General features: G+C 72.3%; 20 protein-coding genes. 7 read left to right on the top strand and 13 right to left on the bottom strand.

All coding sequences use genetic code 11. The features are described from left to right. Positions 1 to 3: 3 nt before the first annotated feature. Together ACZ7GX_RS14660 and ACZ7GX_RS14665 are read left to right on the top strand one after the other, a co-directional pair. Positions 4 to 1,158, top strand: a complete 1,155-nt coding sequence (locus ACZ7GX_RS14660) for a trans-sulfuration enzyme family protein (protein WP_498776672.1) — start codon at positions 4 to 6, stop codon at positions 1,156 to 1,158. Then, a complete protein-coding gene (locus tag ACZ7GX_RS14665; RefSeq protein WP_498776674.1) occupies positions 1,155 to 2,123 on the top strand; it encodes a homocysteine S-methyltransferase family protein in 969 nt (322 codons plus the stop codon). The genes ACZ7GX_RS14660 and ACZ7GX_RS14665 overlap by 4 nt, the downstream gene beginning before the upstream one ends. Here the strand turns inward: ACZ7GX_RS14665 and ACZ7GX_RS14670 are convergent. The 6 genes from ACZ7GX_RS14670 to ACZ7GX_RS14695 form a co-directional block, all read right to left on the bottom strand. Then, the gene (locus ACZ7GX_RS14670; protein ID WP_498776676.1) at positions 2,028 to 3,395 is read right to left on the bottom strand and encodes a metallopeptidase TldD-related protein; all 1,368 of its coding nucleotides are present in this window, start codon (positions 3,393 to 3,395) and stop codon (positions 2,028 to 2,030) included. The two genes, ACZ7GX_RS14665 and ACZ7GX_RS14670, sit on opposite strands and share 96 nt — an antisense overlap. Beyond that, entirely contained in the window at positions 3,389 to 4,855 is a 1,467-nt protein-coding gene (locus ACZ7GX_RS14675) for a TldD/PmbA family protein (RefSeq protein ID WP_498776678.1), read from the bottom strand. The genes ACZ7GX_RS14670 and ACZ7GX_RS14675 overlap by 7 nt, the downstream gene beginning before the upstream one ends. A 151-nt stretch (positions 4,856 to 5,006) precedes the next feature. Next, positions 5,007 to 5,540, bottom strand: coding sequence for an EF-hand domain-containing protein (locus tag ACZ7GX_RS14680; RefSeq protein WP_498776680.1), 534 nt, complete (start codon positions 5,538 to 5,540; stop codon positions 5,007 to 5,009). A 70-nt stretch (positions 5,541 to 5,610) separates the two neighbouring features. Then, positions 5,611 to 6,114, bottom strand: a complete 504-nt coding sequence (locus ACZ7GX_RS14685; RefSeq protein WP_498776682.1) for an SRPBCC family protein — start codon at positions 6,112 to 6,114, stop codon at positions 5,611 to 5,613. Between the two features lie 64 nt (positions 6,115 to 6,178). Then, positions 6,179 to 6,649, bottom strand: coding sequence for a PPOX class F420-dependent oxidoreductase (locus ACZ7GX_RS14690; protein WP_498776684.1), 471 nt, complete (start codon positions 6,647 to 6,649; stop codon positions 6,179 to 6,181). Continuing rightward, positions 6,646 to 7,503: a methyltransferase domain-containing protein gene (locus tag ACZ7GX_RS14695; RefSeq protein ID WP_498776686.1), complete on the bottom strand. Its 858-nt coding sequence runs from the start codon at positions 7,501 to 7,503 to the stop codon at positions 6,646 to 6,648. Before ACZ7GX_RS14695 ends, ACZ7GX_RS14690 begins: the two co-directional genes overlap by 4 nt. Before the next feature lie 235 nt (positions 7,504 to 7,738). Here ACZ7GX_RS14695 and ACZ7GX_RS14700 point away from each other — a divergent pair, with 235 nt between their 5' ends. Then, positions 7,739 to 8,563, top strand: a complete 825-nt coding sequence (locus ACZ7GX_RS14700) for a methyltransferase domain-containing protein (protein WP_498776688.1) — start codon at positions 7,739 to 7,741, stop codon at positions 8,561 to 8,563. A gap of 52 nt (positions 8,564 to 8,615) precedes the next feature. Further along, complete coding sequence (locus tag ACZ7GX_RS14705) at positions 8,616 to 9,446, top strand: class I SAM-dependent methyltransferase (RefSeq protein ID WP_498776690.1); 831 nt, start codon at positions 8,616 to 8,618, stop codon at positions 9,444 to 9,446. A 96-nt stretch (positions 9,447 to 9,542) separates the two neighbouring features. Here the strand turns inward: ACZ7GX_RS14705 and ACZ7GX_RS14710 are convergent, their stop codons facing one another. Then, on the bottom strand, positions 9,543 to 10,535 hold the full coding sequence (locus ACZ7GX_RS14710; RefSeq protein WP_498776692.1) for a Gfo/Idh/MocA family protein: 993 nt from the start codon (positions 10,533 to 10,535) through the stop codon (positions 9,543 to 9,545). A gap of 73 nt (positions 10,536 to 10,608) precedes the next feature. Here ACZ7GX_RS14710 and ACZ7GX_RS14715 point away from each other — a divergent pair, with 73 nt between their 5' ends. Then, the gene (locus ACZ7GX_RS14715; protein ID WP_498776694.1) at positions 10,609 to 11,517 is read left to right on the top strand and encodes a LysR family transcriptional regulator; all 909 of its coding nucleotides are present in this window, start codon (positions 10,609 to 10,611) and stop codon (positions 11,515 to 11,517) included. Positions 11,518 to 12,171: 654 nt separating this feature from the next. Further along, a complete protein-coding gene (locus ACZ7GX_RS14720; RefSeq protein ID WP_498776696.1) occupies positions 12,172 to 13,746 on the top strand; it encodes a hypothetical protein in 1,575 nt (524 codons plus the stop codon). Positions 13,747 to 13,932: 186 nt separating this feature from the next. Here ACZ7GX_RS14720 and ACZ7GX_RS14725 read toward each other — a convergent pair whose 3' ends face one another. After that, on the bottom strand, positions 13,933 to 15,477 hold the full coding sequence (locus tag ACZ7GX_RS14725) for a pectate lyase family protein (RefSeq protein WP_498776698.1): 1,545 nt from the start codon (positions 15,475 to 15,477) through the stop codon (positions 13,933 to 13,935). A 661-nt stretch (positions 15,478 to 16,138) separates the two neighbouring features. On the opposite strand from ACZ7GX_RS14725, the gene ACZ7GX_RS14730 reads away from it, so the two are divergent. Next, complete coding sequence (locus tag ACZ7GX_RS14730; RefSeq protein ID WP_498776700.1) at positions 16,139 to 17,770, top strand: protein kinase domain-containing protein; 1,632 nt, start codon at positions 16,139 to 16,141, stop codon at positions 17,768 to 17,770. A gap of 40 nt (positions 17,771 to 17,810) precedes the next feature. Here the strand turns inward: ACZ7GX_RS14730 and ACZ7GX_RS14735 are convergent, their stop codons facing one another. From ACZ7GX_RS14735 to ACZ7GX_RS14755, 5 genes are read right to left on the bottom strand one after another with little or no spacing between them, the layout of a single operon-like run. Continuing rightward, positions 17,811 to 20,825: a zinc ribbon domain-containing protein gene (locus ACZ7GX_RS14735; protein WP_498776702.1), complete on the bottom strand. Its 3,015-nt coding sequence runs from the start codon at positions 20,823 to 20,825 to the stop codon at positions 17,811 to 17,813. Positions 20,826 to 20,830: 5 nt separating this feature from the next. Next, a complete protein-coding gene (locus ACZ7GX_RS14740; protein WP_498776704.1) occupies positions 20,831 to 22,915 on the bottom strand; it encodes an Hsp70 family protein in 2,085 nt (694 codons plus the stop codon). A 55-nt stretch (positions 22,916 to 22,970) separates the two neighbouring features. After that, positions 22,971 to 24,620, bottom strand: coding sequence for an Hsp70 family protein (locus ACZ7GX_RS14745; RefSeq protein WP_498776706.1), 1,650 nt, complete (start codon positions 24,618 to 24,620; stop codon positions 22,971 to 22,973). Next, positions 24,617 to 25,198, bottom strand: coding sequence for a nucleotide exchange factor GrpE (grpE, locus tag ACZ7GX_RS14750; protein ID WP_498776708.1), 582 nt, complete (start codon positions 25,196 to 25,198; stop codon positions 24,617 to 24,619). The genes ACZ7GX_RS14745 and grpE overlap by 4 nt, the downstream gene beginning before the upstream one ends. Beyond that, on the bottom strand, positions 25,195 to 25,617 hold the full coding sequence (locus tag ACZ7GX_RS14755; RefSeq protein ID WP_498776710.1) for a hypothetical protein: 423 nt from the start codon (positions 25,615 to 25,617) through the stop codon (positions 25,195 to 25,197). Before ACZ7GX_RS14755 ends, grpE begins: the two co-directional genes overlap by 4 nt. Positions 25,618 to 25,621 lie beyond the last annotated feature (4 nt).

Genomic DNA, 25,621 nt, shown 5'->3' on the forward strand with positions numbered 1-25,621 from the left:
CCGATGCGATTCGACACGAAGCTGGTGCACGAGGGCCAGCGGACGCGGTTCGGCCACGGCGACGTGATCCCGCCCATCCACGTCGCGGTGACCTTCGACGCGTCCGCCCAGGACCCGGCGCGGTACTACTACGCGCGGGGGGAGAGCCCGACCCGGGAAGACCTGGAGACGTGCCTGGCGGCGTTGGAGGACGTGCGGTTCGCGCTGGCCTTCTCCTCCGGCCAGGCGGCCGGGGAGGCCGTGCTGTCCCTGCTGGAGCCGGGCGACCGGGTGGTCGCGTCGGACGACGTCTACGGGGGCACCTACGGGTTGTTCGAGCTGTGCCGCCGTCGCGGGGTGGACGTCCGGCAGGTCGACCTGTCCGACGCGGACGACGCGGCCGCGGCGCTGTCCGGTGGTGTCGACCTGGTCTGGGTCGAGACGCCGACCAACCCCGTGATGAAGGTCGCCGACATCGGCGCGATCAGCGCGGCGGCCCACCGCGCCGGCGCGATCGTCGTGGTGGACAACACCTTCGCCAGCCCGGCCCTCCAGCAGCCGCTCGCCGCGGGTGCGGACCTGAGCCTGCACAGCACCACCAAGTTCATCGCCGGCCACTCCGACGTGCTCGGCGGCGCGCTGGTGCTCGACGACCCGGCGCTGCACGGACGGCTGCTCGAACACCGCACCGTCGTCGGCGGCGTGCCGGGGGCGTTCGACTGCTACCTGGTGCACCGGGGCCTGAAGACGCTGTCGCTGCGCGTCGCGCGGCAGGTGGCCAACGCGCGGGCGGCGGTCGAGGTGCTGACCGCGTCGCCGCTGGTCGCCGCCGTGCACTACCCGGGGCTGCCCGACCACCCGCAGTTCGAGCTGGCCGCGCGGCAGATGTCGGCGCCCGGCTCGATGGTCAGCTTCGAGTACCTCGGCGACGTGGGCGAGCTGCTGCGCCGCACGGAGCTGTTCGCGGCGGCGGTGAGCCTGGGCGGGGTGCGGTCGCTGATCGAGTGCCCCGCCTCGATGAGCCACCGGCCGGTGCCGCGCGAGGTCCGGGCGCGGGCGGGGATCGCGGACAACCTGGTGCGGCTGTCGTTCGGCATCGAGGACCCGGCCGACCTGGTGGAGGACCTGTGCGCCGCGATGGCGGCGGCCTCGTACGCGGAGAGGAGTGCGACGCGATGACCGCGACGGTGCTGCTGGACGGCGGGCTGGCGACGGAGCTGGAGCGCGCCGGGTTGCCGGTGCGCCACCCGTGGTGGACGACCAAGGCGTTGCTGACCGACGCCAACCGGACGGTGCTGCGCGGGGTGCACGAGCAGTACCTGCGGGCCGGCGCTCACGTGATCACCGCCGCGACGATGCGCTGCAACGAGCGGGCGTTGCGCGCCAACGGGTTGGACGCGGCGGGCCTGGGCTGGATGGTGCACGCCGCGATCGGGGTGGCGCAGGCCGCACGCCGCTCGGCGGAGGCGCCGGACGCGCTGATCGGGGCGTCGATGGCGCCGGTCGAGGACTGCTACCGCCCCGACCTGGTGCCACCGGACGACGAGCTGCGCCGCGAACACCTCTGGTTGGCCACGGAGTTGGCGCGGGCCCGGGTGGACCTGGTGCTCGTGGAAACCATGAACACCCTGCGCGAGGCGCGGATCGCACTGGAAGCGGTGCGGTCGGTGGGGATCCGCGCGTGGGTGAGCTTCGTGTGCGCGGACGGCGCCACGCTGCTCTCGGGAGAGGACCTGGGGAGGGCGGCGCGCGCGGTCGAGGAGGAAGGCGCGGACGCCGTGCTGGTCAACTGCACGCCGTTCGCCGAGACCGAGCGCTGCCTGGAAGCGCTGCGGGCCAACTGCGCCGGCGCGATCGGCGCGTACCCGAACCTGGAACAGCGCACCGGCGCGCACGCCGACGGCCCGTTGCCCACGGCCGTGGACCCAGCGGGGTTCGCGGACGCGATGAGCCGGTGGCGGACCGACTACGGCGTGGACGTGCTGGGTGGGTGCTGCGGCAGCACCCCGGCCCACATCGAGGAACTGCGCAAGGCGATCGGGGAGCGGTCACCGCGCATGGCCGGCGGACGACAGCGCGAAGTCCTCGACCCGCACGGCGGGCATGGCGGTCCGGAACTCCCGGTCGCCCCACTCCCTGGGTAGCGCGGGCTCCGTGCGGCCGATCTCGGCGACGCGGGCCAGCAGGTCGACCGGGCTCTCGTCGAACCGGAAGTCGGGCGCCGTGCCCACCACCTCGCCGCCCTTCACCACGTGGACGCCGTCCCGCGTCACGCCGGTCAGCAGCAGCCGGGACGGGTCCACCTCCCGCAGGTACCACAGCGAGGTCACCAGCAGCCCGTGGTCGGTGCTCGCCACCAGGTCGTCGAGCGTGCGGTCGGTGGGGCGGCCCGACAGCACCAGGTTCCCGATCCGCGGGGTGAACGGCAGGCCGGCCGTCCGCGCCGAGTGCCGGGTGGCGACCAGGTTGGCCAGCGAGCCGCCGCTGATCCACTCGGTGCGCCGCAGCGGCGTGCCGTTGTCGAAGCAGGACGACCCCGGACCCGGTGCGCGCACGACGGTGAAGGGCAGGCAGCCGAGACCGGGCGCGGCGGGATCGCTCGCCAGGGTCAGGTGCGCCTCGGTGAGCCGCTCGCCGAGGCGGGTGCCGCCGTCGGGTCCGCTGAAGACCGTGCCGCCGTCCAGCGCGTCCTGGAGGTCGGCGGCGCGGTGGAGGTGGATCATGAGGTCGGCGACGCAGGACGGCGCCAGGATGACGTCGTAGCGGCCGGGGGACAGATCGACGCGGTGGCGCGAGGGGTCGAGCCGGGCGGCCAGGCCGGCGTAGCGAGCGAGCAGGTCCGCCTGCGACGGGTCGGCCAGGTCCGAACCCGTCCACGCCGAGGCGGTGCGGTCGGCGCTGTGCGCGGTCAGGTCGAGCACGCCGCCCGGTTGGGCGTGGTGCAGGCGCAGCCCCGAGGACGACGCGAGGTAGGTCGAGCGCACCTCGTGCTCGGCGTAGCCGGACGAGGACTCCCCTCGGGACCGTGCTTGCTCGAAGACCTCCGCCAACTGCGCCACGACCCCGGCCAAGGCCGCGACGGACGTCCCGGTCGGGGGCTGCGACCACTGCCGTTCGGCGGCGGGCGGCAGGGGGTGCGCGTCGGGTGCGGGCGCGGCCCGGCGTGCGATGGCCCCGGCCTCCTCCACCGCCGCGCGCACCGCGTCCTCGTCCAACGCGCCTTCGCGGGAGACGACGCCGATCCCCGCCCCGGGCGCCGACTCGATCACCGTGAGGGCCCGGCTGTGCACGACGCCGTTGCCGGTCACCGCGTTGTCCGCCCACCGCAGGTGCGCGGTCGAGGTCTCGTCGACGATCGCGATCCGGTCACCGGGTGCGGCCAGCGCCGACTCGGCGAGGTCCTGGGGCCTCAGCACGAGTCCGCCGTGTTCCGCACGCGCACGCCCTGGAACACCGCGGTCGGGCAGCCGTGGCTCACCGCGGCCGCCTGCACCGGCTGGCCCTTCCCGCAGAGGTCGGCGCCGAACAGCTGGTAGGTCCCCTCGCCGCCGACCACCGACAACGCGCCCCAGAACGCCCTGGTGTCCGACTGGTAGGCGACGCCGCCGAGCTGGCCGGCCAGCTCGCCGCGGTGCACGCGGTGCGCCCGCTGGGCGGTGAACTGGAAGTTGTCCCGCCGCGCGTCGATCGACCAGCTGTCGGACCCGACGAGGTAGATGCCCTCGTCGACGGCCGAGATCAGCTCCTCGGTGGTGGGACCGCCGGGAACGGGCGCGAGCGAGACGTTGGGCATCCGCGTGATCGCGGGCCGCAACGCCGACTCGGCGAACGCGCAACCCAACGAGCGCGTCGCACCGGCGGCGCGGGCCGTGCGGCGGTCGTACTGCGAGCCGACCAGCACGCCCTCGCGCACGAGGTCCCAGGACTGCGCGGCCACGCCCTGGTCGTCGTAGCCGACGGTGGCGAGCCCGTGCGGCGTGGTCCGGTCGGCGGTCACCGTCATCAGCGACGTCCCGTAGCGCAGCTCGCCCACGTCGCGCGGGCGCACGAAGCTGGTGCCCGCGTACGAGGCCTCGTGCCCGAGCACGCGGTCCAGCTCCGTGGCGTGCCCGACCGACTCGTGGATCGTCAGCCACAGCTGCGACGGGTCGACGACCAGGTCGTACGCGCCGGGCCGCACCGGTCGCGCGTCCTGCTTCCCGCGCAGCAGACCCGGCAGGGCGGCCAGCTCGGCGTCCCAGTCCCACCCCTCGCCGAGCAGGTACTCCCACCCGCGCCCGGTGGGCGGCCCGACCGTGCGCAACGCCGTCGACCCGCCGGCCACCACCACCTGCGGGTGCACGCGCACGCGCCGCTGGGCGGTCGACGTGCCCGCGAGGTCGGCGTAGAACTTGTCCTCCTGCACGGCGACGACCTTGGCGCGCACGTGCGCGACACCGGGGGCCGCGAGCAGCCTCGCGCTCCAGTCCGCCAGCAGGTCGGCGCGCTCGGCCTCGGGGACGGAGAACGGGTTGACGCGGAACCCCGACGACCAGGCGCCGTCGTGGACGGGCTCGGGCACGGGTTCGTCCTCCCGGCCGAGGGCCGCGCAGGACTTCGCCGTGTCGACCGCCTGACGGGCGGTCTCACGCGCCGACCGCGTCGTCACGTCACCCGAAGCGGCGAACCCCCAGGCGCCGTCGCGCCACACCTGCACCGACAGGCCGGTGACCGCGGCGTCGTGCGCGGACCGGACGGAGCCGTCGAACAGGACCAGCTGCCCGGTCCGCACGCGGGCGAGCCGGAACGACGCGTGCCGGGCGCCGAGCCGGCGGGCGGTGTCCAGCGCGACCTCGGCGAGCAGGCGGGCGGCGTCCGCGCAGAATGGTCCGACCATGTCGCCGAAGCTAGGGCAAGACCGGGCGGAGGCGAACTCGTTGACACGAAAGGATGAAGTGCGGGGCCTGTGGATCTGGCGCGCCGCATGGTGGCGGCCGCCGAGGAGTCCCGGCGGCCGCGTCGTGCACCTGCTCATCGTCCTCGACGGGCTACAGGCTGCCTGCCAGTTCCGTGCCGGACGCGCTCGGGTCGTCACTGAGGTAGAACTCCTTGACCGCGGCGGCGAATTCCTTCCGGCTCACGTAGCCGTCGTGGTCGGTGTCCAGCTTGTCGAACGCGGCCCGGGACTCGCTCTCGGACATGCCGGCCTGCTTCTGCGCCTTGGCCATCTCCTCCTTGCTGATCTGGCCGTCGTTGTCGGCGTCCGCGGCGTCGAAGGCGGCCAGGGCGAAGGGCACGGCGACGTTGTCGACGAAACCCGGGTCCTCGGACGCGGCGTTCCACTCGTCCTTGCTGATGGCCGAGTCGAAGTCCTTGTCGGTGTGCTGCTGGATCCCCGTCCACATGTCGTTGGCCAGCTTGGTGAGCCTGGCCGCTTCCGGCGAGCCCGGCGTCGCGCCGAGCGCCTTGCGCCACTTGTCGGCCAGCGCGGTGATGTCGCTCTGGTCGATCCGGCCGTCCTGGTCGGCGTCGAGCCGCTCGAACGCCTTGTCGTGCTTGCGCTGCATGAGGTCACTGGTCATCTGTTGTCTCCTCCACTCGACGCACCGCCCGCGGCGTTCGGCGCCTGGGCGGGTGCTCGGCACAGTCGGGTCAAGCCAGGTGATCGACGTGATCACCGGCCGGCCGTGGCCCGCGTGACGACGGGCCGAGCCGCTCCACGTGCTGCCGCAGTCCCTCCAGCGCCTCGCCCCAGCCGGCCGCGTGGCTCTCGCGGGAGGCCCCGGCCCGCTTGTCCTCCGGGATGTCGAGGGTGTCGAAGCCGCTCTCCACGAGCCGGACCAGGCTCCCGTCGCCCTGCGGCGCCAGGTCGAACTCGACGAGCGTGGCGTTGTCCTCGGTGGCCACCTCGCCGGGGTGCGCGCTGGCCCAGAGGTAGGCGAAGCGACGCGGCGGGTCGACCGTCTTGACCGTCGTGGGGAACTGCCCGTTCTCCCCGTGGTCGAGGTGCATGGTCCCGCCGGGGCGCAGCTCGATCCGCGCCGGCGCGCCCGAGCCGAACCACCGACCGACGTGCTCCGGTTCGGTGAGGGCCGCCCACACGCGCTCCACCGGTGCGGAGATGAAGACCTCGCGCTCGATGCGGTCCGAACTCATGACCTCGTCCTTCCCTGGTGCTGCTGGTCGTGTGGTGATGGCGGATCGGCGTGTCCGGCCCTCGTCACGGTGTGCCCACCGGCTGTGCCGCGGCTTCGGAGGTGGCCAGCCCGGTGCGGGCGACCACCTTGGTGATGTGCCCGCGCACCAGCACCTCGCCGGATTCCTCGCTGTGCCTGGCGATCGCGTCGGCGTGCGCCTCGCCCACGTACCGCGTCGCGATGCGCCGGGCCCAGGTCCGCACCTCCTCGCGCTCGTCCTCGACCCGCGCTTCGCCTTCGAGGAGGACGAACGCGAACGGCGGCCGTTCGTCGTCCACGCAGAGGGCGAAGCTCGGCCGGTGGCGCAGCGCCCTGCCCTTGACCGTCTCCGGACCCGTGAAGAACAGCACCTCCGGGCCGTGCACCAGGAAGGAGATCGGCGCGACGTGGGGCCGGCCGTCGGCGCGGACGGTGGCCAGCTTGCCGGTGCGCGTCCCGTGGCCGATGAACGCCCGCCACTCCGGGTCGGACATCTCGCGCATGCCGCCGCTCACGTCGTACCCACCGGTTCATCGGGACGGGTCGTGGACCGGAGGCGAGCGGTGATCAGGAGGTACTCCATCCCCGTCCGCACGGCGTCGTCGTAGACGTCCAGCACGCGCGCCATGTGCTCGACCGTGTCGGCGCCGTACTCCCGGGACAGCCCGGCGGCGTCCTCCTCCAGGGCCTGCCTGGTCAACTCCGTGGTGCGCGAGGTGCTCGCGGTGATGTCGAGGACCTCCAGGAGGTCGAACCCGGCCGCGTCGAGCAGCGCCGGCAGCTCCGCCCGGGGCGGTGCCGTGATCAGCATCCGCTCCTGGAGGTCCCGCCGCTGCCGCGCGCTGAGCGGCCCGCACTGGGCCACGTCGGTGAGGGCGATGCGCGATCCCGGCCGCAGCACCCGGGCCGCCTCGCGCAGCACCGCGGCCCGGTCCGGCATGTGCGGCATGCTCTCCAGCGCCCACGCGCCGTCGAAGCTGTCGTCCGGGAACGGCAGCGCGGCGGCGTCGGCGAGTTCGAAGGTGACCCGGTGCTGCAGGCCCTCCTCGTGCGCGGCGGCGGTGGCCGCGCTCACCTGGCCCGGTGCGATCGTCACCCCGGCGACGTCGGCGCCGGTCGTGCGCGCGAAGCGGAGGGCCGGGTGGCCCACGCCGCACCCCACGTCCAGCAGGCGCTGCCCCGCGGTGAGCGGGACGCGTTCGATCATCAGGTCGGTCAGCCGTTCCTGCGCCAGGTGCTTGTCGCTGGTGTCCTGCGGACCGGTCCAGTAGCCGAAGTGCAGGTTGGAGCCCCAGATCAGCTCGACGAGCGCGGTGGTCCGCTCGTACATCTGCGCGACCTCGGCGTCCAGTGCGCTGGTGTCGGTCATCCCGGGCTCCCGGTGGCGGTGGTCACACGGACGTCCACAAGCTATCAGTTTCTCAACTGACCGGGCCTGGTGTGCGACCTGCCCGGAGGGGTGATGGAGACATTTCACCCGCTAAGGGGACAAGTGTTCGCGGTTCACCCGTCCGGCTACAAGGGACGGTCGGAGCGCGGAAGGTGGATGACGTTGTAGTTAGATCCGGTGCGAGGACGTCCTCGCACCGGAAGGGGTTCGGGTCGTGTCCAGCCCAGCCAGTCAGGAGGCCGACGAGGTCGGCGGGATCTACGACGGGATGAGCGACCTCGTCGAGATCTACCACGGCAACATCCACCTCGGCTACTGGACCGGTGACGACGACCCGGCCACCCTGGCCGACGCGTTGGACCGGATGACCGACCTGGTGGCCGGCACCCTGGCGCTCGCGCCCGGTCAGCACCTCGTCGACGTGGGGTGCGGCGTGGGCATGCCCGCGATCCGCATCGCGACCCGGTTCGGCGCCCGGGTCACCGGGATCACCAACAGCGCTTGGCACGCCGGGGAAACCGCCCGTCGCGCGGCTGCCGCCGGCGTGGCCGACCTCGTGACCGCGCGGCAGGGCGACGCCGAGGCGCTGCCGTTCCCGGACGCCGCCTTCGACGCCGTGCTCGCCTTCGACTCGTTGCCCAACGCGGTCGACAAAGGACGGTGGCTGCGGGAGATGAGCCGGGTGCTGCGGCCCGGCGGCCGGTTCGCCGTCACCGAGTACACCGCCGAGGCGGCGCTGACGCCGGCGGACCGCGAGGTGCTCGCGACGCACGCGATCTTCGACCCGCCCACCGCCTCGGCGCTGTGCGCCCTCGTGGCCGACGCCGGGCTCGTGGTCGACGAGCGGCAGGACTGGGGCACGCGGGTCCGGCGCACCTACGACGAGGTGGCGGCGGTGTTCCGCGACCGCGGTGAGGACCTGGCCGACTCCTATGGGGCGGAGCGGATCCGGGTGTTCGAACAGGGCTTGGCCCCGGTGTTCGAGGTCGGGCGCACCAGCCTCGGCTACCTGCTGGTGGCCGGGCACAAGCCCGGATGACCTCTTGCGCCGATCAGGTCGTTCGTTGACGCGCTTGGCTGAAAGGCACCCGATGACTACCGACTACGTTCCCAGCAGCGCCGAGGTCGTCGCGTTCTACGACAACGCCCTGCCGCTGATCGCCCGCCTGGCCGGCGACAACGTCCACTACGGGTACTGGCACTCCCGTGAGGACACCAGCACGTTGCACGAGGCGATGGACAACCTGACCGACGTGATGATCGAGCGCCTGGCGGTGACCTCCGGTCAGCGGGTGCTCGACGTGGGGTGCGGGCTCGGCGCGCCCGCCCTGCGACTGGCCCGTGCGACGGGGGTGGAGGTGGTGGGGATCTCGACGAGCGGGGAGATGGTCCGGGAGGCCACCTCGCGGGCGCGTGCGGCCGGCCTCGACGGGCAGGTGCGCTTCGAGGTCGCCGACGCGGAGGACCTGCCGTTCCCGGACGGCTCGTTCGACGCGGCGTGGGCCATCGAGTCCTTGGTGCACATGGCCGACCGGCCGCGGGTGTTCCGCGAGGTCGGCCGGGTGCTGCGGCCGGGGGGTCGGTTGGCGTTGACGGACTTCTACGAGCGGATCCCGTTCACCGGCGAGCGGTTGCGGATGATCGAGGAGTACCGCCGGGCCGCGCTGAACACGCCGTTCCACCGGCTGGAGGAGTACCCGCCGATGCTGCGGGACGCCGGCCTGCACCTGATCGAGTACCTGGACATCAGCGAGCGGACCGACCGGCACTACCCGATGCTGCTGGAACGCCTGCGCGCCCACCGCGACGACCTGACCGCCGAGTACGGGGCCGACACGGTCGCCGCCCTGGACTCGGTGTTCACCAACTGCGCCCGCACCGGCGAACCCCCCTACATGCTGATGACCGCGCAGCGGAGCTGACCCGGGTTCGGTGAGGTGGTGCTTCAACGTGTCGCCGTGCCGAAGGATCGTGTGGCCGGCAATCCACGGCACGGTGGAGCAGATGGCCGTTCTCGGCTAGGACCGGCTGGGCTTGGGGTGGTGGAAGGCTTCGATGACGGATTGCACCCGCAGGGCCGTGGCGAAGTCGGCCAGGTGGGGCGAGGGGTTGCCGCGGACGGCGGCGGCGAACAGGGACAGTCGGGTGGTCTCGGAGCCTCGTGGGCCTGGTGGGGTGGTCGGTTGCCAGTCGCCGCCGTCGGAGGTGAGCAGGTCGCCCCAGTTGCGCAGCAGGTACGAGCGGTCGGTTCCCCAGAGGGTCCACTCGTAGGTCTCGGGTCCGGCGGCGCCGGAGAAGGCGGAGACGTGGACGGGGGTTCGGCCGGCGCGGAGGTGGGCGCGTGCGGCGGTCTCGCTCGCGCGCGGATCGGTGGGCAGGTCGATTCCGACGTCGACGAGGTCCAGTGGGCCCAGCAGGCGGTCGGTCAGGTAGACGAAGTGGGACAGGACTTCGCGAACGAACCCGCCTTGGTCACGGCCCGCCAACCAGGCGGCGTCCGCCTGGAACGGTCGTGGCCACTCGGGGAACGACAGGCGGATGTCGATCCCGGTGACCTCGCCGATCTCGCCGGCGGCCAGGCTTCGCTCCACTTCGAGCACGGCGTGGCGGTCGGACAGGGCGAAGTTCACCGCGCCGACGGCACCGCGCTCGGCGGCAGTGCGCACCATCCGGCGCCCGTCCGCCAGGTCGATCGCCAGCGGCTTCTCGCAGAAGACGGCTTTACCGGCGCGCATCGCGGCGATCGCCAGGTCCGCGTGGAACATCGGCGGGGTGGCGATGTACACGGCGTCGACGTCCGGAGATCGGATGATCTCCCGCGCGTCGGTCGTGAACGTGACGGTCGGGTAGGCGGCCCGCACGCGGTCGATGGCGGCGGGGTCGATGTCGGACGCGCGGACGACGGTGAACCCGGGGTGGGCGACGGCCGCGGCGAGCATCTCGACGCCCATCGCGCCGAGCGCGACGATGCCGAGGCGGAGGGGATCGGGCCGGTCTCTCCGAGATCGCATGCCGCAAGCCTCGGCGTGATGATTGCTAACGTCAATCTACAATGTGTGGATGCAACCGTTAAGCGTTGACTTCATGGATGACCTGCGTCGGTTGCGCGTGCTCCGGGAGTTCCGCGAACGCGGGAGCATCACGGCCACCGCCGCGGCCCTGCACCTGACCCCGTCGGCGGTGTCGCAGCAGATCGCCAGGATCGCCCGCGACGTCGGCTTCGAGGTGCTCCAGCAGGTCGGGCGGCGGGTGGTGCTCACGCCGCGGGGGCACGCGCTGCTCTCCCACGCCGACGCGATCTTCGCCGAGATCGAACGCGCTCGCCACGAGCTCGACTCGTGGGATGACAGCGTTCGCGGGACGATCAAGGTCGGCGCGTTCCCCACCGCGATCACGGGCCTGCTCCCGCAAGTGCTCGACCGGGCCCGCGACGAGCTCCCGAACGTCAAGATCACGGTGACGGAGGCCGAGCCGCCCGCCCTCTTCGACGAACTCGACGCGGGACGTCACGACATCGCGCTCGCGGTCGACTTCACCGGCTCGCCCGCCGCGGGCGACCCGCGCTACCACCGCGTCGACCTGGGTCCCGACGAGCTCGACGTCGCACTGCCGCCCGGGCACCCCTTGCTGGAGCGGAAGGTGCTGGGGCTCAAGGACTTCCGGAACGACCCGTGGATCGTCGGCGACGGCCGGGGCTGCTGCGGCGCCATCACCGCCACGGCTTGCGCGGCGGCCGGCTTCACCCCGGACGTCGCGCACCGGACCAACGACTGGCAAGCGCTCGCCCAACTGGTCGCGCACGGCCACGGCGTCGCGCTGATCCCACGACTTGCCCAACGTGACCTGCCCGCCGCGGTCACGATCCGCCGGATCACCGCGTCCCGCCCACAGCGGTGGATCTTCGCCGCGGTGCCCGAGGGCGCCCAGCACTCGCCCCTGATCACCACGGCACTCGGTCTGCTCACGTCCGTTCGGGGGCGAGCGGCGGGGTGATGGAGCCGCTCGACCGCCTCCGGCACCGGTTCGTGCGAGCTGCTGCGCGTGAGAGGATGCCGCGGGCCGATTCGCTGCGAAGATGACCGGTTCGGCCCAACTACTTGTCGCCGACAAATCCCTGCACCCGATGACCGTGGTGTGGTCCCCTATGGGTGGGGTCGGGGACACCGTTGTGGGGGGTTTGGGATGAGCGAAGACAGATCGAAGGCGCAGACGCCGGCGGCCGGACCGCCGGACGAAGCGCCAGTTGCAGTACCGGTGTCGGAGCCGGTGCGAGAGTCGGTGCCGGAGTCGGTGCCGGAGCCGGAGTCGGTGCCTGTTGCCGAACCGGCACAGGGTGACACCACGGTCGCGGAACTGCCGGCGGAGTCGGCGCCGGGTGAGCAGGCGGCATCGACGGCCGGGACGGCAACTGCCGAGCTGCCGGTGGAACCCGCTCCGGCGGAACCCATGCGGGCGGAGCAGGAAGCACCCCAGGCCACTGAGCCGGCAGCGGCAGGCCCGGCCGCCGTCGTGCCGGATCCCGCTGGAGCACCGGCCGTTGGAACAGTGGCCGGTGAACCGCCGGCGGTTGAGTCGCCGGCCGTTGAGTCGCCGGCCGTTGAAACGGCGGCGGTTCACTCCGCCGAACCCTCGGCGGCTCAGGCCACCGTGGCGGCGAATCCGTGGGCGCGGCCGAGCGGGCCGGACGAGCACGTCACGTGGGTCGATCCGACGCCGACCGACCCGATCCTGCGGATCCCGCTGACGCCGCCGGAGCCGAGGTCCACCGCGGCGGCGGTGCTGTTGAACCTGACCGGGCTCGGGGCCGGGTACTTCTACCTGCGCCGACGTTGGCAGGCGTGGACGGCGGTCGTGCTCGTGGTCGCGCTCGTCGTCGTCGCGTTCGCCACCAACGCGGCGGCCAACCCGTGGTTGTGGCGGGGCCTGGTGGCGGCCTGGCTCGTGATCCTCGTGCTCGACGCGTGGCGGATCGCGGTGAAGCACCCGCCGGTCGCGAACCGCCGTCCGGTGGTGATCGGGGCGATCGCGGTGCTCGCCGTGGTCGGCGCGTACATCGGGTACGGCGTGCTGGGCCGCGGCGCCTACGACGACGGGCTCGCGGCTCAGGGGCGCGGTGACTGCGCGGCGGCGACCGGCCAGTTCGAGGCCGTGACCGGGCCCTACGAGCTGACGCTCAGCTCGGACGTCGCCGCGGCGATCCGAGGCCTGGACGAGTGCGCCGACTTCACCCGTGCGGCCGACGCCGAGGACGAGGCCACCGCCGTGCAGCGCTACGGCCAGTTCCGCCGCGACCACCCGGACAGCCCGCTGAGCCCGTTCGTCCACGACGAGCTCGTCGAGACCTACACGACCTGGGCTCGCGGCCTGCGCGACGAGGGCAAGCTGGTCGACGCGATCAAGGTCTACCGCGACCTGCTCTCCGAGGACGAGTCGTTCGCCGCGGAGGTCGCCGACGTCTACCTGCGGCTGGCGAAGCAGCTCACCTCCGAGCAGCCCGTCGGCTCCAGCGCGGCGGCCAACGCCCTCGAGGCGATCGCCGACGAGTTCGGCGACACGCCGGCCGCCAAGGAGGTGCCCGCGGCGTTCGACGCGCTCTACGCGGCGGCCACCGCGCCGCTCGCCGCCGGTCAGCCGTGCAAGGTGGTGGACGTCCTCGCCTTCTTCTCCGGCCTGACCAACAAGGTCGCCGCGAAGGTGGCCGGCGAGGCGAAGAACCAGTACCCGCGCACCATGCTCGACTGCGGGCTGAGCGAGCTGCGCGACGGCCAGGCGGAGCAGGCGGTCGGCACGCTGGACCGGTTCATCAGCACGTTCGCCGACCACGGCGACGTGCCGCAGGCCCAGTCGGCGCGCATCGCCGCCAAGGTGGCCATCGGCACCGGCGCGCGGGTGCCCGTCCCCGCGCCCCTCGGCGCGGGCGGCCCGATCACGATCACCTTCTACAACACCGTCAACAGCCCGATCAACATCAAGCTGGCGGGCTCCACCGCGCACGAGTTCACGTTGCCGGCGTGCACGACGTGCCCGGAGTTCCACCCGCCCGGCACCGGCGAGGCCGCCTGCGACTCGCCCATCGGGAAGCCGTTGTTCGCGGTCGGCCTGGGCGCGGGCAACCACCACGTGCTCGCCGACTTCGAGAAGAGCGGAGAACTGGTCAAGCAGCTCGACGCCCAGCCCGGCGGGTTCGACCTGTACTGCCTGTACTCGGAGTACAAGAACTGATCCGCGGCGCGGCCGGCCTTGCCACCAGGTCCGGCCGCGCGCCTTCGGTCGGGGACGAGGTCTCAGCTCCTCTGGTAGAGGTCCTGGAACGGGCCGTACTCAAGGCGATGGACGATTGCGTTCAGCGAGAAGGCGGCTACCGGGCGAGTGCTGCCCGGTAGCCGCCTTCTGCGACGGTGTGGTCGGTCAGCAGCTGCCGTTCGACTCGCTCAGGCCGGTGTTGGCGCCCGCGGTGCGGCTGACGATGCTCGGCACGCAGGTGGCCTGGTCGAGGGTGTAGCTGTAGGGGATGCTGACGGTGGTGGTGGACTTGACGTCGGGCCCGGCGGGCTTGTGGTCGCTGCTCGGGGCGGACCAGGTCACGTTGTCGAAGATGTTGCCGCTGACCTGCCAGTAGCCGGCCTCGGTGGTGTAGAAGGTGCCGAGGACGTCACGCGAGTTCTTGAAGTAGTTGTTGTCCACCTTGGCCTTGGCGCCGACGCGGGAGTTGATGCCGGTCTCGTTGAGGCTCACGTAGTGGTTGTTGTAGATGTGGGCGATGCCGCCGCGCAGCAGGGGCGTGCGGGAGTCGATGTTCTCGTACAGGTTGTGGTGGAACGTCACGAAGCCGTTCGAGACGTCGCTCTCGCTGGACCCGATCAGCCCGCCGCGGCCGGAGTTGCGCAGGGTGCTGTAGGACAGGGTCACGTACTGGGTGTCGTCCTTCATGTCGAAGAGGCCGTCGTAGCCCTCCGACTCGCCGCCGGACGCCAGCAGGTTGACGTGGTCGACCCAGATGTTGCGGACGTTGCTCTCCATGCCGATGGCGTCACCGCCGTTGGAGGTGGGCGAGCCCGACTTCTTGACGTTCTGGATCGTCACGTTGCGGATGATGATGTTGCGGGACTCGCGGATGTGGATGCCCAGCTGGTCGAACACCGCGCCGCCGCCGACGCCGATGATCGTGATGTTGCTGACCCGCTTGAGCTCGATCACGCCCGCGGCGGTCTCGCAGCTGCTGCCGGAGACCTTGGCGGTGTTGCCGTGGTTGATGGTGCCCGAGACCTCGATGACGATCGGGGTGGAGCTGCTGGCCCGCGTGCACAGCGCCTGGTGGATCTGGGTGCCCGTGGTGGCCCGGACCGTCGCCCCGCCCCGGCCGCCCGTGGTGCCGCCGTTCTGGGACGCGAAGCCGGTGGCGACGCCCGTGGGCGGGTTCGACGTCGTGGTGGTCGTGGTCGTGGTGGTGGAGGTCGACGTGGAGGTCGAGGTTGACGTTGACGTCGAGGTCGCCGTGGACGTCGAGGTGTCGGTGGGCTGGCCGGTGCACGCCACGCCGTTGAGCTTGAACGAGGTGGGCGCGGGGTTGGAGCCGCTCCAGGACCCGTTGAAGCCCGGCGTGACCGACGCACCCGTCGCCAGCGAGCCGTTCCAGGAGGCGTTGCGGACCGTCACCGCGCTGCCCGACTGGGAGAACTCGCCGCCCCACAGCTGCGTGACTTTCTGACCGGCCGCGAACGACCACTCCAGCGTCCAGTTCGACACCGCGTCACCCAGGTTGGTCACGGTGACGTTGGCGCCGAACCCGCCCTCCCACTGGTTGGTCACGGTGTAGTCGACGCGACACCCGGCCGCCGCATTGGCATTGGTGCCGGCCGCCATCACCAAACCCCCGGTCAATGCCGCCACCGACACGGCCGCGGCAATACCGGCGGCTCGACTTCTCGTTGGTTTGCCAATGCGCAGATCCATGCGTCGCCTCCTTGCGAACAGCACTCCCGGACAGTGGTTCCTCCGGACACCAGCCGACGCCGACCAGCGGATTCGGCGCGAGGGAGCGGTGTCTGGGAACGCTCCCAGGGAGCATTGCGCAACTTTCCGGAACAGGCAACAACATTCACATCGGTGAACTGCCGGAGCCGTGCCGGCCGGGAGGGCGGTGACTTCGTTGATCAACAAGGCGCACACTTCGCGGTGGCCGTCCACCGATTCACGCACGTGAACAATAGGGGTGTGCGACGGTCTGCTCGTCGACGTGAACCCGGCGCGCTTCCGTGCCCACTCCGGCCGGCCGGACTCGTCGCTGAAGGTCGATTCTTGGAAATAAAATACGGTTTCGGCAGACTGTTCCAGTCATGGTGCGGCTGGGTAGGCAAGTGGCCTGAACCGCTTCGCCTTATTCCAAGGCACCCGTCCTGGTTGCGCATTGGCGGCCGGTTCCGATCCGCAAAAGGACGGATACCGAATACCGCGGAAACGACTAGACTGCGCGAAGTGCGCACGGGGGATGTGGTCGACGGCCGCTACCGACTCGAGGACGCGTGGGGGTCGGGGGCCGGCGGTGTCGTGTGGAAGGCCTTCGACGAGAAGCTGAAGCGGGTGGTGGCGCTCAAGCGCCCGCACGGGGTGGCCGGTGGCGCCGACCGGGCGCGGTTCCGCCGGGAGGCCGAGACCGCCGCGCAGGTCCACCACCCCAACGCGATCTCGGTCTTCGACACGGTCGACGAACCACGACGAGTGCTGGCTCGTCATGGAGTTCGTGTCGGCGGACAGCCTGGACAAGCTCCTCACGGCCTCCGGCCCGCTGCCGCCGGAGCGGGTCGCGCGGATCGGCTTGCAGGTCGCCGCCGCGCTGGCCGCCGTGCACGCGAAGAAGATCATCCACCGGCACGTGAAGCCCGGCAACGTCCTGGTCGGCGACGGCGACCTCGCCAAGCTGACCGACTTCGGCATCTCCATCTGGCGCGAGGTGACCCGCACCGACGACGGCCGGATCAGCGGGACGCCGGCGTTCGCCGCGCCGGAGGTGGCCGGTGGCAAGCCGGCCGGCGAGGCCTCGGACGTCTTCTCGCTCGGGGCGACCCTGTTCGCCGCGGTGGAGGGGACTCCGCCCTACGGCGCCGGCGACGCGTACGAGGTCCTGAGACGTGCCCGCGAGGGCGAGACGCTGCCGATGGCCAAGGCCGGTCCGCTCGCACCGCTGCTGGCCGAGATGTTGGCGCCGCGGCCCGGGAAGCGGCCCACCGCCAGCCAGGTTCGCAGCCGCCTCAAGGAGATCGTCGGCGACTGGGAACCGCCCGCCGCGCCCGTCACGGCGGAGCGGAGGCCACCTCGCCGCCGGTACTGGATCGGCACGGCGGCACTCGTGGTCGCGATCACCGCCACCACCCTGTACGCGGCGAACCCGTGGCCGGGGTCCGGAGAGGCGGGCGCCGAACGGCCCGGGGCCGGCGGGCTCATCGGCGACGAGCGGACCGCGAACCCGTGCGCGCTGGTCGACCAGGGCGCGTGGGACCGGTTCGGCCCGGCCGAGCTGCACACCACGTACGGCAACTTCAACCGCTGCGACGTGCTGGTCGACGTCGGCGGTCGGGAGCCGGTCGACGTCGAGGTCCAGCTGGTGACCCGCAAGTCGCACCCCGTGCGGGGCGAGCCGTTCGAGGTCGTGCCGGAACCGTCGAGCGCCGACGAGTGCGACCGCACGTTCCTGGTGGACGACAGCTACGGGGTGCGCGTCACGGCGAAGGCGCCCGACGCGCCGGCGGACCTCTGCGCCATGGCCGACCACGCGCTCGTCACGGTGCGCCAGGTGGTCGGCGAGGGCCGGATCGCGCGTCGCAACCAGCCCTTCCCCGCCGGGTCACTGGCCTTTGTGGACGCGTGCGGCCTGTTGGACGACACCGCGCTGGCCGCGCTGCCCGCGGTGGATTCGAGCTCGGCCGTCGGCATGTTCGGCGGCTGGGGGTGCAAGTGGTACAGCGCGGTCGACCGCGTGCAGGTCTACGTGCGCTACGACCAGCACGCCACGACCGATCCCGTCGAGGGCGAGGAGGTCGCGATCGGCGGGTACCACGCCTTCGTGAAGCTGGACGCCGACACGGGCACGAGCTGCACGGTCAGCGTGCTCCACCAACCGCCGAACCGGCCCCGGAGCACCACGGTCGACCTGCTGAAGTTGTCGGTCAGGAGCGACCGCCCCGGCGAGGAGTACTGCCCGCAGGCCACCTCGCTGGCCGGCGCGGCCGCCGCCAACCTGCCCTCGTGATCCGGTCGTGGGTCGGGGGAGCGTCGAGCCGCCGGCGCGGTCACAGCGGGTCGAGGCGGACGGAGTACGGGGCGGTGGTGGGGAAGAGGCGGTACCGGAAGTCGGGACGGGCGGTCTTGGGCAGGTGGACCGCGTGCGTGTCGACCAGGCGGGACGGGGGCAGGGTGGTGACGGCCTCGCCGTCGTCGGCGGTGTGCGGTTGCCGGTCGGGGTGGCCGCGCAGGGTCAGGGCGGGCAGGTCGACCGGGGTGTCGGCCCGCAGCACGAGGTCCAGTCGCCGACGGGCGCCCGTGCGGACCTCGTAGCCGATGTGCGTGGTCGGGCGGACGGCATGGGCCGGGACGCCGGAACCGACGAACGGCAAGCCCTCGTGGTCGACCGCGGACGCGAGCACGACGGACACGTGCGTGCTCGACCCCGCCGGGATCTCGCAGCCACCGAAGCGATCGCCGGGGTGCCTGCCGACGAGCACCTGCCGTGCGGCGACCGTGGGATCCACGGGTGCTTGGTCGGACAGCTCGCAGCCGACGAGGACCCGGGTCCCGTCCTCCGGCCACGTCCAGCCGACCCGCACCGCCGTGCCGACGTACTCGACGTGGATGCCCGTCGGCTCCGGGAGCCTCGCGTAGTGCCGCGGCTTGCCGACGTGACCCGTGCCGTTCAGGATCACGACCGGCAGGTACGTGCAGAGCACGAGGCCCTTGTCGATCCACGCGTCGTTGACCGGCGAGGGCCCGTCGAGCACGCGTCCCGCGTGGAAGAGGTCGGCCTCGGTGACCCGGTCGCCCTCCCGCAGGGCGCCCGTGCCGCGCACCCGGACGACCTTGACGACGCCTTGGCCGGGCGGCGGCCAGCGCAGTTGGGTCGTGTGCTCGGCCAGGCTCAGCTCGGTGCTGATCCGCACCGCGGTCAGCGGACCCGGCGGCGCGGGCCTGCCCGCCGGGGTGACCTCCCGCGACCGGCCCGACGACCAGACGAGCCCGCCCGCGGGGCCCGGGTACGCGACGCGAACCGTGTAGCGGTACCGGCCGCCGTTGCGGACGTCCGTGTCGGTCACCCTGCCGGGCACGGTGGTCGCCAGGACGACCGGCGCGTCGTGCTCGGCCCCGACCTCGGCCCGGGACACCTCGACCCGCACGGCGGTGTCCGGCACGTGCCAGGTCACCGTGACCTCGCCGTCGTCGGTGTCGGTCTCGACGGTCGCCTCGGCGGTGATGACGACCGGCGCCGTCACGACGGGCGTGGAGTAAGTGCCGGACCGCTCGGTGAACACCGCGTAGCGCAGCGGCACGCCGGGGAGGCCGGCCGCGGCGGCGTCGCGGAACCCCGTCGTGGTCGTCCGGCCGAGGCGGGCGGGGCCCGAGGCTTCGTCGGGGCGTTCGGGCACCCGGTCCCCGGTGACGCGGACGACGACGTAGGCGATGTCCAGGTCGGGCGACGCGGGCCAGGTCAGCCGGACGCCGGCGGCCGGGTCGGTGACGGTGGCCCGCGCCCGTCCCGGTGGGTTCGGCGGGATCCGGTCGAGCTCGTTGCGCGCGGCCGACAGGTCGGCGCAGAGGTCGAGCGCGGCGGCGTACAGCTCGGCCCGGCGCGCGTTCGGCGTGTCCGGCCGCCTGGCCCGCAGGTACAGCTCGGTGGCCTTGTCGATCTCGGTCTGCGCCCGTTCCAGGAGCACGTCACGGCGGGGGAACTCCTCCGGCGCGGCCCGGATCTCGCGGACGGCGGCGACGTAGTTGCGCCCGTCGATCAGCTTGTCGATGCGCGCCACCGCTTCGCTGATCGACAGCAGGGTGGTGTCGACCGAGCCCTTGAACTCGCGGATCTCCCGGGCCAGCGGGTCGGGCCGGTCCGCGGGCACCGCCCAGATCCTGGCGGCCCGGTCGATGCTGAGCCGCGCCTGTTCCAGGTCGCGCTCCCTCAGCGCGCTCTTCGCCTCCGTGATGAGCTCCTCCACCAGGTACCGCTGCCCGATCGGGAAGCCGCACCGGCGGCAACCGAGGCCGTAGGCCGGGTCCACGGCGCCGCAGCGCGGGCAGGGCTCGCGCAGCAGCAGGCCGCACGTCTTGCACGCGGTGCTGGTCTCGTCGTTCAGGTCCGCGCACCTGGGGCACTGGACGCGGCTGCGCAGTTGCCGCTCGGACTCCGCGGCGGGCAGCTCGACGGCCCAGCCGAGCTTGCCGAAGTGGGCCACGAACTCGCGCTTCGCCAGCACGAGGTCGTCGACGCCGCCGAGCCGCGCCTCTTCGAGGTACAGCTCGAACTGCCGGGCGCTCACCGACGCGGCGAGCTTCAAGGTGGTCTCGAACCGCTTGATGATCGCTTGCAGCGTCACGGCTTTCATCGACATGTCGTGCTGTGCGCGCTTCTCCTCGGAGGCGAACACGGACTTGGCGAAGACACCGAGGCGTTCCCGCGTCGGGAGCGTCGGGTCGGACTTGTCCTTGATCAGGTGCGTCCGCGTCCAGAGCTCCTGCGCGGCCTGGCGCAGCTGCGGCAGCGGCGAGGTGTTGGTGATGGACTCGTCGACACCCCGGAGCAGCTCGTAGAGGCTGATCTCGCCGACTTCCGCGAGTTGACCGCTCAAGCGGCTCTCGTCCTCCGGCGGGAGCCGCGCGCTCGCCGTCCCGCCGCCCGAGCTGCGCTTCTCGGCCCGCTCGACCCGGTCGGCCAGCGCCGGGTCGGCGGCGAGGACGTCGGCGAACTCCGCCCGCAGGCCGGTCGCCTCCTCGACGAGCAGGTAGCCCTTGGCCAGCATGAGCGACAGCCGCCCGCCCACCTCCCGGCGGCGGTCCTCCAGTGCCGCGCGCTCGTGCCGGATGGCCAGCTCGCGTTCCTCCCTGCGCCGGTCGGCGCTCGACATGACCTCCTTGATCTCGGCGAACAGCGTCAGGTGGTACTTCGCGTCCTGCGCTTTCTTGCGGGGGAAACCGTTCTGGGCGGCCGTCGACCACTCGCTGCGGCGCTTGGCCAGCACGCGCACGAACAGGGCCTGGTCCCACGGAGCGTGGGGGTCCAGGCCGAGCAGGGCGAAGAAGTTCGGGCGGTCCTTGGCCACCGGGCTCACCCGGCACCGGAGAGCCGGTAGTCCGACGAGCCGCTCTCGGTGATCTCACGGGCGATCGTGCCGAACACGGAGGACAGCTTCCCCAGGTCGGTGAACAGGGCCTGCTCGGTCGAGGACGCGATCTTCCGGAGGAACTTCTCGTCGGCCGACCCGAAGCCGACCGCGATGATCTCGATGCCGTCGCGGTGGCACTCGTGCGCCCGTTGGACGGCTCCGCTCTGGTTGTACCAGACGCCGTCCGCGAGGACGACGCCGAACCTGCGACCCTCGACACCGGAGAGCAACTGGCGCAGCTCCCGGAACGGGTCGGTCGCGTTGCCGACCCCGGTGCTGCCGACGGTGAGCCGCCCGATCGCGCGCTCGACGTCGGCGGCGTTGTGGGTGGCGGGCAGGCTGACGGCGACCCGGTCGGAGAACGAGACGATGCCGACCTCCGTGCTCGTCAGGTCGAGCTGCACCAGGAACGCCCGCGCGGCCTCCTGCGCGGCGGCCAGCGGCCGGCCGGCCATGCTGCCGGAGAGGTCGAACGCGAGGTAGATCGTCAGGGGCTCGCGGACGGTGGTGCGCACGGGTGGTTCCAGGAAGCGCTGCGGCACGTCCTCCGGCAGGTCGGCGACCTCGACGTGCAGCGCGGCGCCGCTGGACCGGTCGGTCGCGGTCACCCCGACCATGGCGTTGTCGTCGTAGGCGTAGGCGATGTCGACTACCGTCCGGCCCCGGGATCCCGCCGGGAAGCCGGTGACCAGGTACCGGCCGAGGTAGGCGCAGGGCGCCGGGTCGTCCGTCTCGCCCTGGGTCAGGAAGACCTCGAGGAGGTCGGCGCCGTCGCCCTTGACGTGGAACTGGTACGGGCGCGTCTCCACGCACGGGATCGTCCGGTTCCTCGGCAGCAGCACGCTGTTGACGTAGCGGTCGCCCGCCGCGTTCTCGGCGATCATGCCGAGGCTGTGCGCGACCGTGCCGACCACCCGCCGCGGCGCGGACAGCCGGAGGATGGGCTCGACCTCGCCCGGGCCGTCGAGCCTCAGCCCGGCCTCCTGCTCGAGCAGGATCGCGGCCTGGGCGGCGGCGCCGAGGGCGACGGCCTGGTCGGGGTGGACGCCGCTCATCGGCGGCTTGCCGGACATGGCCTCGATCCAGTCGCGCACCATCGGCATCCGGGTCGAGCCGCCGACCGGCAGCACGCCGTCGATGTCGGACCAGGCCAGCCCGGTCTCCTCCAGCACCTTCCCGGTCAGCTGCGCGGTCGACTGCAGCAGGTCGCGGCAGGCCGCCTCGAACTCCTCGCGGGTCACCACGCAGCGCAGGGTCCGGTCGCCGACGACCAGCCGGACTTCGGCGGCCCGGCGTGCGGACAGCATCCGCTTGAGGTCCTCCACGGCCACGAGGAGCGGGCCGGGGTGCGCCTCGATCGCGGCCGCGTCCTCGGGGTGCTTGTCGAGGATGATCGTGGCCAGGCGCTCGTCCCAGTCGCGTCCGCCGAGCTCGTGGTCGCCCTCGGTGGACCGCACGGTGATCCCGTCGGCGTCGATGTCGACCAACGAGATGTCGAACGTGCCGCCGCCCAGGTCGTACACCAGCACGCGCCGTGACCGCGGTCCCGGCCGCAGCCCGTAGGCGAGGGCCGCCGCGGTCGGCTCGCTGATGATGCGCGGCACCTCCAGCCCGGCGAGCCGGCCCGCCTCGATCGTGGCCGAGCGCTGGGGATGGGTGAAGTAGTCGGGGACCGTCACCACGGCTCGGGTCACCGGCACGCCCAGCGCGGCCTCGGCCTGCGCCTTCAAGTGGCCGAGCACGAGGGCGGACAGCTCGGTCGGGCTCCACTCCCGACCGCCGAGGGACAACCGGAACGACGCGTTGCCCATCGACCGCTTGAACAGGTGCGCGACCTCGGTCGCGTCGGCGGCCAGGTCGGCCTTGGCCGAGACGCCCACGACCGGGGCGCCGCCGGCGAAGCTCACCACCGACGCGGTGAGCGGCTCGCCGGCCGCGTCGGGGATGATCTCGGGGTCGCCGTCCTGGTTCACCCACGCCACCGCGGAGTACGTGGTGCCGAGGTCGATGCCGACAGCCGGTGTCATCGTGTCCGCCTTCCCCGGTCCGGCGCCCGGACCGTCGCGGTCGTCGACCCGGGCATCAGCTGATGATCCGGATGCTCTTGGCGTGCTCGACCGCGTCGCTCAGCTCCGCGGCGGACAGGGCGCGGTTGGTCTCGATGGTGGCGTTCACCTCCGCACCCCCCGTCGCCTTGTCGCGGCCGGTGATCTGCAGCCGGCCCTGCCCGTTGATGCTGAAGCGCACCTCGACCGGCGAGTTCTCGGGCAGGTCGGCGACGAGCTTCAGCACCGCGCGGCCGACTTCCTCGGCGGTGTCGAAGTCCTCGACGATCCGGTCCCGCACGGTGTTCTCGAAGATGCGCAGCTCCACCTCGCCCATGCCGGCCTGCCGGGTGCCGAAGACGTTCATGGCCTCGGCGGGCAGGGGCTCCTGCGCGCGGACGAGGTTGTAGATGACCGGCTTGTCGTCCTTGGTGAAGGAACGGACGCCGAAGCTGTGGCTCAGCACGTTCTTGACCACCATGCCGTCGAGGTGGCGCACGGTGTCCAGCCGCAGGCCGAGCTCGGACGCGACGAGCTCCTCGGCGGCCTCGCGCGTCGAGGTCCCCTGGCGCGCCGGGTCCTGGTCGAGCTCGGCGGTCACCTCGCGGAGCCGGTCGCCGACGGCCAGCTTCTGCCCGTAGATCGCCGCGCCCTTGGCGACCGCCTGGTCGGGGTCGACCATGGTCACCTCGATGTCGAACTCCTCCTTCAGCCGCTCGGTGACCTGCACCATCCTGGTCGAGCCGCCGACCAGCAGGATGCGGTCGACCTTCGGGTGGCCGAGTTCGCGCGCGGTCTCCATCACCTTCTTGGTGAGCACCACCGTCGTGTCCAGCAGGTCGCGGGTGAGCTCGTCGAACTTCTCCCGGCTCAGGGTGACCGCGAGCTGGTGGTTGTCGTGGACGACCCGCATCCGGGTCTCGCCCTTGGCGCTCAGCGCCCGCTTGCCCATCTCCGCCTGCTGCCAGAGGTCCTGCAGGGTCTCCGGCGAGTCGAGCGGGTCGCTGGTGCTCCCGTGCTGGGCCTGCCACTGCTCGGCGAGGTGCTGGACGACCCGCTCGTCCCAGTTCCGGCCGCCGAGCTCGTGCGCCCCGTCGGTCGCCACCACCGTGATCGCGCCGACCTCGATCTTGATCACGGTCACGTCGAACGTGCCGCCGCCGAGGTCGTAGACGAGGACGACCTGGTCGGTCCGGTCCTGCATGCCGTAGCTGATCGCGGCCGCGGTCGGCTCGTTGATGATCTCCAGGACGTCCAGCCCGGCGATCCGCCCGGCGTTCGCGGTCGCGTCCCGCTGGACCACGCCGAAGTAGGCCGGGCACGTGATGACGACCTTGTGCGGCCGGACGGTGTCGTGCCGTTCCGCGTCGTCGACGACCTTGCGGAGGATGTAGGAGGAGATCTCCTCCGGGGAGTACTCCCGGCCGAAGAACTCCCGCCGCCACTCGCCGTGGCCGATCTGCCGCTTGATCATCTCGACCACGCGGCCCGCGTCGAGCATCGCGGTGCTCTTCGCCTCCCGGCCGACCACCCGCGTGTCCGCGTCCTCGAACAGGACCACCGAGGGCGTGGTGAGGTCGCCCTCGGCGTTCGGGGTGATCATGGGACGGCCGGAGAGCGGGTCGACGTGCGCGATGCACGTGTAGGTCGTCCCGAGGTCGATTCCGTACACGGGTGTTTCGGTCAACTCGGAGCTCCTTCTTCGGTGGTCGTCGGGGTGTCTGCCGGTGTGGTCGGGTCGGTCGACGCGGCGGTGGCGGGCTCGGCCGCGACGCCCTGGGCCGCGGCGTAGACCTTGACCCATTCCGGCCGCAGCACCTTGTCCTGCCAGGAGAAGCCGGTGCGGGACCGCTCGGCGACGTGCCGGTCGAGGCCGGGGTCCGCGGTCTCGACGACGCTGATGACCTTCTGCCGCGCCCGGTCCACCTCGGGCCCCTCGACGGTGAACGCCTCGACCCCGTTGCGGGCCAGGGTCTGCTCGACGGTCTCCCGGAAGAACAGCAGCGCCTCGACGGTCGCCGGGTCGCGGCCGGGCGACCCGGCCAGCTTGGTGAGGTCGTCGTGCATCGTCACGAGGTCGAGCAGGACCGTCCGCAGCTGGGCCTGGATCAGGCCCTGGCGGTGCGCGGTAAGCTCCTCGCTCATCGCGTCGAAGACCCGCTCCCTGGCCTCGTCGTAGCGGATCTTCGCGTCGAACGTGGTCTGCAGGCGCCGGATCTCCGCCAGCACCACGTCGGTCGCGTCCTGGGCCTCCGGCGAGCTCATCGGGTGATCTGGGTGATCTGGGCGTCGTCGCCGGTGGAGACGACGCTGTCGGTGATCGCCTCGGCCGCCACCGCCCGGTCCCCGGACGCGGTGACGGTGACGCCCGCGCTCTTGAGGACGTCCGAGATCTCGGCGCGCAGCTCCTCGTCCTCGGCGAGGAGCTTGCGGATCTGCAACCGCAGCGCCCCCTGCCGGTCCGGGTCCTCGGTGTCCTCGGCCAGGTCGAGCACGGCCGCTTCAAGGGCGGGCGCGGACTTCTCCTTGCCGAGCAGCCTGCGCAGCAGGGAACCGCCCGTCCGGACGGTCGCGTCGGCGGACTGCTCCTGCAACTTCGTCAGCACCGCGCTGCCGTAGGCGCCGGCCGCGGCGGTCACGTAGGGCACCACGGCGTTCGCCAGCTCGGCGATCTCCGCACTCATGTCG

The sequence above is a fragment of the Actinosynnema sp. NPDC037264 genome (assembly GCF_055603705.1).

Coding starts and splice junctions, on each gene's coding strand:
- ACZ7GX_RS14660 (WP_498776672.1), top strand. CDS start 4: ATGCGATTCGACACGAAGCTGGTGCACGAGGGCCAGCGGACGCGGTTC.
- ACZ7GX_RS14665 (WP_498776674.1), top strand. CDS start 1,155: ATGACCGCGACGGTGCTGCTGGACGGCGGGCTGGCGACGGAGCTGGAG.
- ACZ7GX_RS14675 (WP_498776678.1), bottom strand. CDS start 4,855: ATGGTCGGACCATTCTGCGCGGACGCCGCCCGCCTGCTCGCCGAGGTC.
- ACZ7GX_RS14680 (WP_498776680.1), bottom strand. CDS start 5,540: ATGACCAGTGACCTCATGCAGCGCAAGCACGACAAGGCGTTCGAGCGG.
- ACZ7GX_RS14685 (WP_498776682.1), bottom strand. CDS start 6,114: ATGAGTTCGGACCGCATCGAGCGCGAGGTCTTCATCTCCGCACCGGTG.
- ACZ7GX_RS14695 (WP_498776686.1), bottom strand. CDS start 7,503: ATGACCGACACCAGCGCACTGGACGCCGAGGTCGCGCAGATGTACGAG.
- ACZ7GX_RS14705 (WP_498776690.1), top strand. CDS start 8,616: ATGACTACCGACTACGTTCCCAGCAGCGCCGAGGTCGTCGCGTTCTAC.
- ACZ7GX_RS14710 (WP_498776692.1), bottom strand. CDS start 10,535: ATGCGATCTCGGAGAGACCGGCCCGATCCCCTCCGCCTCGGCATCGTC.
- ACZ7GX_RS14715 (WP_498776694.1), top strand. CDS start 10,609: ATGGATGACCTGCGTCGGTTGCGCGTGCTCCGGGAGTTCCGCGAACGC.
- ACZ7GX_RS14725 (WP_498776698.1), bottom strand. CDS start 15,477: ATGGATCTGCGCATTGGCAAACCAACGAGAAGTCGAGCCGCCGGTATT.
- ACZ7GX_RS14740 (WP_498776704.1), bottom strand. CDS start 22,915: ATGACACCGGCTGTCGGCATCGACCTCGGCACCACGTACTCCGCGGTG.
- grpE (WP_498776708.1), bottom strand. CDS start 25,198: ATGAGCTCGCCGGAGGCCCAGGACGCGACCGACGTGGTGCTGGCGGAG.
- ACZ7GX_RS14755 (WP_498776710.1), bottom strand. CDS start 25,617: ATGAGTGCGGAGATCGCCGAGCTGGCGAACGCCGTGGTGCCCTACGTG.